General features: G+C 61.0%; 6 protein-coding genes and 1 pseudogene. 3 read left to right on the top strand and 4 right to left on the bottom strand.

Translation table 11 applies throughout. The features are described from left to right. Window positions 1–81: 81 nt before the first annotated feature. On the bottom strand, window positions 82–591 hold the full coding sequence (locus IE126_RS19690) for a hypothetical protein (protein ID WP_189381939.1): 510 nt from the start codon (window positions 589–591) through the stop codon (window positions 82–84). A gap of 359 nt (window positions 592–950) precedes the next feature. Between IE126_RS19690 and IE126_RS19680 the strand changes: the two genes are divergently transcribed. The 3 genes from IE126_RS19680 to IE126_RS19670 are packed head-to-tail and all read left to right on the top strand — an operon-like array spanning window position 951 to window position 3,117. Further along, window positions 951–1,406, top strand: coding sequence for a DUF2924 domain-containing protein (locus tag IE126_RS19680; RefSeq protein WP_189381937.1), 456 nt, complete (start codon window positions 951–953; stop codon window positions 1,404–1,406). Further along, window positions 1,403–2,728, top strand: coding sequence for a recombinase family protein (locus IE126_RS19675; RefSeq protein ID WP_189381936.1), 1,326 nt, complete (start codon window positions 1,403–1,405; stop codon window positions 2,726–2,728). The genes IE126_RS19680 and IE126_RS19675 overlap by 4 nt, the downstream gene beginning before the upstream one ends. Continuing rightward, complete coding sequence (locus IE126_RS19670; RefSeq protein WP_189381935.1) at window positions 2,725–3,117, top strand: hypothetical protein; 393 nt, start codon at window positions 2,725–2,727, stop codon at window positions 3,115–3,117. Before IE126_RS19675 ends, IE126_RS19670 begins: the two co-directional genes overlap by 4 nt. Before the next feature lie 47 nt (window positions 3,118–3,164). On the opposite strand, the gene IE126_RS19665 is transcribed toward IE126_RS19670, so the two are convergent. From IE126_RS19665 to IE126_RS26025, 3 genes and pseudogenes are all read right to left on the bottom strand, one after another. Continuing rightward, window positions 3,165–4,238 carry an XRE family transcriptional regulator gene (locus IE126_RS19665; protein ID WP_229825688.1) on the bottom strand — a complete coding sequence of 358 codons (1,074 nt, stop codon included), beginning with the start codon at window positions 4,236–4,238 and terminating at the stop codon, window positions 3,165–3,167. Window positions 4,239–4,260: 22 nt separating this feature from the next. Continuing rightward, window positions 4,261–4,857: a hypothetical protein gene (locus tag IE126_RS19660; protein ID WP_189381933.1), complete on the bottom strand. Its 597-nt coding sequence runs from the start codon at window positions 4,855–4,857 to the stop codon at window positions 4,261–4,263. Window positions 4,858–5,153: 296 nt separating this feature from the next. Then, window positions 5,154–6,144: pseudogene (locus IE126_RS26025) on the bottom strand (DEAD/DEAH box helicase); the annotation flags it as partial.

Raw genomic sequence — 6,144 nt, 5'->3', positions numbered from 1 at the left:
CACTCCTTTGACCCCCTCGCTCTTCGCTTGGGGGAGGGTCACATGGGTCAAATCTCAGTGGAAATTATGCGCCTACACGGGTCACTTCTCAGTGGAAATCAACATTTCTTCGGTCAGGTCCGCACCCACGTCCCGCTCTGGCCCGCGGAACTCTGCAGGCGATGTCGGCGCACGCAGCGCATGAAAATCGGCAGCTGCCTCGAAAACGCGGTGATGCAGCAGGTAGGTATGAAGCGCGACGTGTTTGGGATCATGGCGAATGGGCGCTGCCTCGGCATCGTCAGGGTCGGGCTCGGGCTCGGGATAGAGAACCACGCCACGACGACGGGCTTCGTTCAGAATAAGCTGCATGCCCTCGCTGGTTCCAAGCTCGGCAACGCGATGCAAATCGGCGACCATTCCGGCGTTCCAGCCAGCAACGGTTCCTTCGAAATGCGCTGCCAGAGCTGCCCGAATGGTTGGGGCCTCTCCCTCAAATGCCACAGGCAGTTCATCCTCGCCGAAGTGCCGAACGAACAAAGTCCGCATCAGGGCCGGATCAATGGTTTTGAGAAACTTCGGATTAACAAATTTCTTGAGATCGGAACCCACGGGAATACCTCGCAAACGGCCGGCCTGTTCTGATTATGTTCTACTCAATGGATCAACCATGAGTCGAGTCCGGCCTTTTGCGTAACCGCCATTTTCCCTGCGGGACGTTTTTCGAATCGGCTGAGTAGAGGCAGGGCAAGCCAACACGGACTTGCTCGCATGAAACGCCCCAATCCCCTGCCACCCGACCAGATGACCGCCGCAGAACGCCGTGCCGAGTTGTGCGGCCTGCTGGCGCTCGGGCTGGTCCGGTTGCGGCTGCGCGAACGCGGCGAACCTTCTGACGATACTGGAGAAATTCGCCTACACTATCCGGCCGACCGATGCCGTCATGCAACCCGGAAGCCAACGGAGAAAGCATGACGACGCACGACCCCATCCCCGCCCGCCTGGCCGCGCTGAAGACCACACCGACGCCTGACCTGAAAAAGCAGTGGCGCGATCTGTTCGACAGCGAACCGCCGCCGTTCAACCGGCGCTATCTCGAAAGCCGTATCGCCTACCGCATCCAGGAACTCGCCTATGGCGGCTTGAAGCCCGAGACGATCCGGCGGCTGGAACGGCTGGGCGAGGAACTCGACGGCGGGGACAAGAAGAAGCGCGGCATGCGCCTCGACCGCGACCGCCCCATCACTGGCACGCGGCTGCTGCGGGAATGGCAGGGTGTCGAATACATCGTCACTGTCACCGCCGACGGCTTCGAGTGGCAGGGGCGCCCCTACAAGTCGCTGTCCGCCATCGCGCGTGCGATCACCGGCACTCGTTGGAATGGCTGGGTATTCTTCGGCCTCAAGAACCACAGGGGGCGGGCATGACAAAGCCGCCCGAAAAAACCAAGGTCGCCCGCAAGCTGCGCTGCGCGGTCTACACTCGGAAATCCTCAGAGGAAGGGCTGGAGCAGGAGTTCAACAGCCTGCATGCCCAGCGCGAAGCCTGCGAGGCATTCATCGCCAGCCAGCGGTCCGAGGGCTGGGTGCTCGTCCGCGATCACTATGACGACGGCGGCATCTCCGGCGGGACGCTGGAGCGCCCCGGCCTGAAGCGGTTGATGGCCGATATCGAAGACGGGCTCGTGGACGTCGTCGTCGTCTACAAGATCGACCGCCTCAGCCGCTCGCTGGCCGACTTCGCCAAGCTGGTCGAGGTGTTCGACCGGAACGGCGTGACCTTCGTCTCGGTGACGCAGTCCTTCAACACCACCACCTCGATGGGGCGGCTGACATTGAACATCCTGCTCTCCTTCGCCCAGTTCGAGCGGGAGGTGACGGCTGAGCGCATCCGCGACAAGGTCGCCGCCAGCCGCAAGAAGGGCATGTGGATGGGTGGGGTGCCGCCCTTCGGCTACCGGGTGGAAAATCGGAAGCTGTTGGTCGACGCGGACACCGCCGCGCATGTGCGCTGGATCTTCGCCCGCTTCATCGAGATCGGCTCCTGCACGGTGCTGGCCCGCGAGGTCGACGCACGGGGGCTCGGGACGCCTCGTGGCAACCGGATCGACAAGAAGTATCTCTACCGGATGCTTGCGAACCGGGCATACCTTGGCGAGGCGGTCCACAAGGGCGACAGCTATCCCGGCGAACACGACGCGATCATCGACCGCGAGACTTGGGACAAGGTTCACGCCATCCTGCAGGAAAGCCCCCGCAAGCGCGCCGCCCGGACTCGCGCCGACACGCCCGCGCTGCTGAAGGGACTACTCTTCGGTCCCGATGGCGCCGCGTTCTCGCCGACCCACACCCGCAAGGGCGGCAGGCTCTACCGCTACTATGTCAGCCAGACGGTGCTGAAGCACGGCGCGGGGGCGTGTCCCATCGGCCGGGTGCCTGCGGGGGAGATTGAGGCCGCCGTCATCGACCAGCTTCGCGCCGTGTTCCGCCAGCCCGAGATCGTGGCGGGCACGTTGAGAGTGGCTCGAGCGCAGGACGAGGAGATCACCGAGGCCGACGCACGGGCGGCGCTTCAGCAGCTCGACCCGCTGTGGGACGAACTTTTCCCCGCCGAACAGGCGCGCATCGTGGGGTTGCTGGTCGAGCGCGTGGACATCAGCACGAATGGGTTGAACGTCCGGCTCCGCGTTGACGGCCTCAGCGGACTCGCGCACGAGATGCTGGCGGGCAGCATCGGTGAAGCAGCATGACCCGCGCGGAGCCGATCCCAGACACCGTGACGCTGCACGTCCCGCTCACATTGGTGAAGCGCGGCGGACGCAAAGAGATGCAGCTACCCGAGGGATGCGCGCGGCCGCGCAGGACCGACAACACGCTAGTCAAAGCACTGGCCCGGGCATTTCGCTGGAAACGAATGCTGGAATCCGGCGACTTCATGACCATCACCGAACTGGCCGACCGAGAAGGAGTAGCGGTTTCCTACCTCACCCGTGTACTTCGCCTGACACTCCTATCCCCAGAAACAATCGCGGTGATCCTGGACGGCCTGCAAGGTCCAGAACTGACCCTCGCGAACTTGACAGGCCCGTTTCCGCTCGAATGGGCACTTCAGCACCGGCACTTTAGATCCTTAAACTAGCCCCCTCGGCGCTTGGGCCCGCGCCGAGGTCAATCATCACTTACCGGCTAGTCGCGATTGGCGACGAGGCGCAACTTTGGTTTCTCCCTTACCCTAAGCTTGCTTTCCGGAACCGCGAGCCCATGCATTATCGCGAATTCCACAGGATCAGTCCGGAGCCCTTCCGCCAGTTCGTCCAAACTGTACCCGAGGTCGCTCAGGTGCAAGTTCAGAAGCTGCGCAGCCAGTTTGCCGGTCTCCGGAGCAATGTCGAACTCTTGCGGTTCCCGGGTGCGGTACCCGAATGCGCTCATCCTTTTATAGAGCGCAGTGGCATTCTCGTCCGTGATCGCTCCAAGTGATTTTGCTCTATAGATCAGTGCCGACATTGCTGTTCGCCACTTCTGCTTCAGCTGGCCAAGTCGCGGAATGGAAAGTCCACGCTTCAGATCAGGCAGGACCCCCGTCTTTGGCATCAACAGTTCCGCCGCAAAATCATTAGCCTCCTTTTCCATCGCATCGTAGGGGAATGCGTGCAGGACGACATGGCCATACTCGTGCGCGAGGCTGAAGCGCTTACGGTCAGCAGGGCGCGCATGGTTCAGCACAACCACCGGCTTCATGCCAGGAGGGCGCAGTGTAACGCCGTCAATGTCGGCTTGCCCGAAGTCTCCCTCTACGACGAGAATGCCAGTTGCTTCAACGAATCGTACGAGATTCGAAATCGGTCCGTCACCAAGTTGCCAGGACGCCCTGACCTTCTGAGCAGCCTCACCAGCAGATGTGATGGCGTTAGCGTTCTCGCTGACGCTGGACTTGTCGCAAACGATCTCAAACTGCAGCAGGGGAAACTCTGGCTCTAGGTCCACGGCATCCAGAAGCTTTCGGAAATGGAGGACATAATGGTTGGCGAGAGCCACCACCCCTTCCTGATCCCTTTTTGACACCGCTGCCTTTCTTCGGAATGCAGCGCCATGGAGGCTCAGCGGCGTCCTATATAGCGGCTCTTGCTCGTAGAAGAAGCTCACCGGGAATCCCAAAGAACGCGCAATCGACTGGATTTCCTCCTGCGAGAGCGCGTCCCGGGTGCCGTTCTCAATTCGGGAGATTGCAGCCTGTGCAACTCCTGTTTCGGCGGCCAATTCTGTCTGTGTCTTCCGGCGTCTATTTCGAGCTAGGAGCAGCATCCCCCCGTTTATCGGTCGTGCTGCCATTTTCGGTTTCTACTCCCTTGGGTCTCTTGATTGTCAACTTCGCGCCTGCTGGCTCATTTACCGGCGCGCTATCCATAGCCCCAGCAGCCACCGACGGTGCGGAGCGATGAATCTCGATCATTCTCTGATCTATTCCGTCTGCGAATTTTATGAAGACTTTCGAGACGGATACTCCCGTGCCACTCAAGTGGCAGGCAATAAAGAACAGCAGCTGATCAGGCGCATCGACGTCGTAAGGAAAGAGTGATCGCTGCTCTTCAATGTCGCACACAGAGAAGTCGGATTTCGCGAACTGATGCGATGACTTCGAGGTGCCGCCGCGGGGGCCGGACAGATGAAGCTCGAAACTGACAGCTCGTTCGTCGCCACCGAGATCCACAACACCCGTAACTTTGTTGCTCCGGCCGTCATTGACATGGGTAACTTCCAAGCCGTGATCGGAGAGGTTCACGGCAGATGCCGCATCGGTCAGCGCGCTATTCAGCACAGAGCCGACCGCTCGCGGGTCGGAAATGTTGATGTGCTTCACCCGACCGAGATCCGCCAAGGTCGCTTCCAGCTGCCCTATGAGCGTCCAAAGTGGTTCCTCGAACCTTTCACGGGCTGCCTGCAGTGCTGCATCTCTGTCCAAATTCGATCCACCTCTTGCAGCCTGATGCAGCTGAATAGCACGGCCAAGAGGTGGTTGTCAAAAATATTCACGCCGCCATTCAGGGCGTGAATATTTTTCCCGCATCTTCTCGCGCAGAAGCCGGTGATTGGCGCCGACCGAGGCAGGGACTCCTGCGAGCGATGCGAAACCGTTGCAGAGACTGCGCGAAGTGACAGCCTGAACAACGCGCATCATGTCGAGCCTTGGAGCGTATTGACCATCTGAGCCCGCATGTCCCTGCCGTCGACGGTCTTCTCGACTACGACGAACACGCCCTTGCCGCCGGTCTTCCTCTCCCACAACTGCCCGATGGTCCGCTTTTCGGCGGTGTCGGGGCCATCTGCGATGTGAGCTCCCTTGTACTCTACGACGAGCAGCCGGCCGTCCTCCAACTGAGCCACGAAATCCGGATAGAACTTGTCCGTGGCCGTCGGCAACCAGAACGAGTTGGGGTGGCGTGCGACGTTGCGGATCCAGAACTTCAGGCCTGGCAAGCTGTCGATGGCTTGCGCGCACTGGAATTCTTCACCGTTCTCGGCCCCATCGAAGGCAGGCACATGGTCCGGCCCAAGGAAGTGCTTGCGAGGTTTCCAGCGCCCACGATATCGGCGCTGATCCCAATACATTCCGTCCTTGAACGCGAAAGCCTCGTCGAAGGACACCTCGACCTTGGCTTCCGGAGCGAAGAGATACCGCTGGTAGACGCCATCGCGTTCCTGCTGACGGATGGCGGCGAGCTTTTCGCGAACCTTACGGGCGAGGATGAACTTGCACCGCATCAGCGCCGCAATGTGCATTCCGCGTGTGGTGATCAGGTGGCCGACCAGGTCGCGCAGCCAGCGGAGCAGTTCGCTCTGATGAATGTCCGGTTGGCGCACCTGCCGGTCGAGCCAGAGCACCAGCGCCTCCGGTGTCCACCCTTCGACATCGACGTCGAGCGCCAGTTGTTCTTCTTCGTCCGCGAACTGGTAGGTGATGCGGTTGCCGTCGAGGTCGATCTCGAAGCTGCGCGCCGTCTCGCGGATCGCGAACTCGCCTTCACCCAGTTTCGACGAGTGGTCGAGCAGCGACCAGTCGTGGAATTCCATGAACACGTCGGTGTCAGCGAACTCGAACTCGCCCTGGATCTCGGAGACCAGGCGAGGGACCTCAAACGCCTCGCCCTGTTCTGCAGGCGATAGT

The sequence above is a fragment of the Gemmobacter nanjingensis genome (genome assembly GCF_014652195.1).
In the GTDB taxonomy this organism is placed as follows: domain Bacteria; phylum Pseudomonadota; class Alphaproteobacteria; order Rhodobacterales; family Rhodobacteraceae; genus Gemmobacter; species Gemmobacter caeni.
This window is presented reverse-complemented; position numbering and strand designations above follow the sequence as displayed.

Coding starts and splice junctions, on each gene's coding strand:
- IE126_RS19680 (WP_189381937.1), top strand. CDS start 951: ATGACGACGCACGACCCCATCCCCGCCCGCCTGGCCGCGCTGAAGACC.
- IE126_RS19675 (WP_189381936.1), top strand. CDS start 1,403: ATGACAAAGCCGCCCGAAAAAACCAAGGTCGCCCGCAAGCTGCGCTGC.
- IE126_RS19670 (WP_189381935.1), top strand. CDS start 2,725: ATGACCCGCGCGGAGCCGATCCCAGACACCGTGACGCTGCACGTCCCG.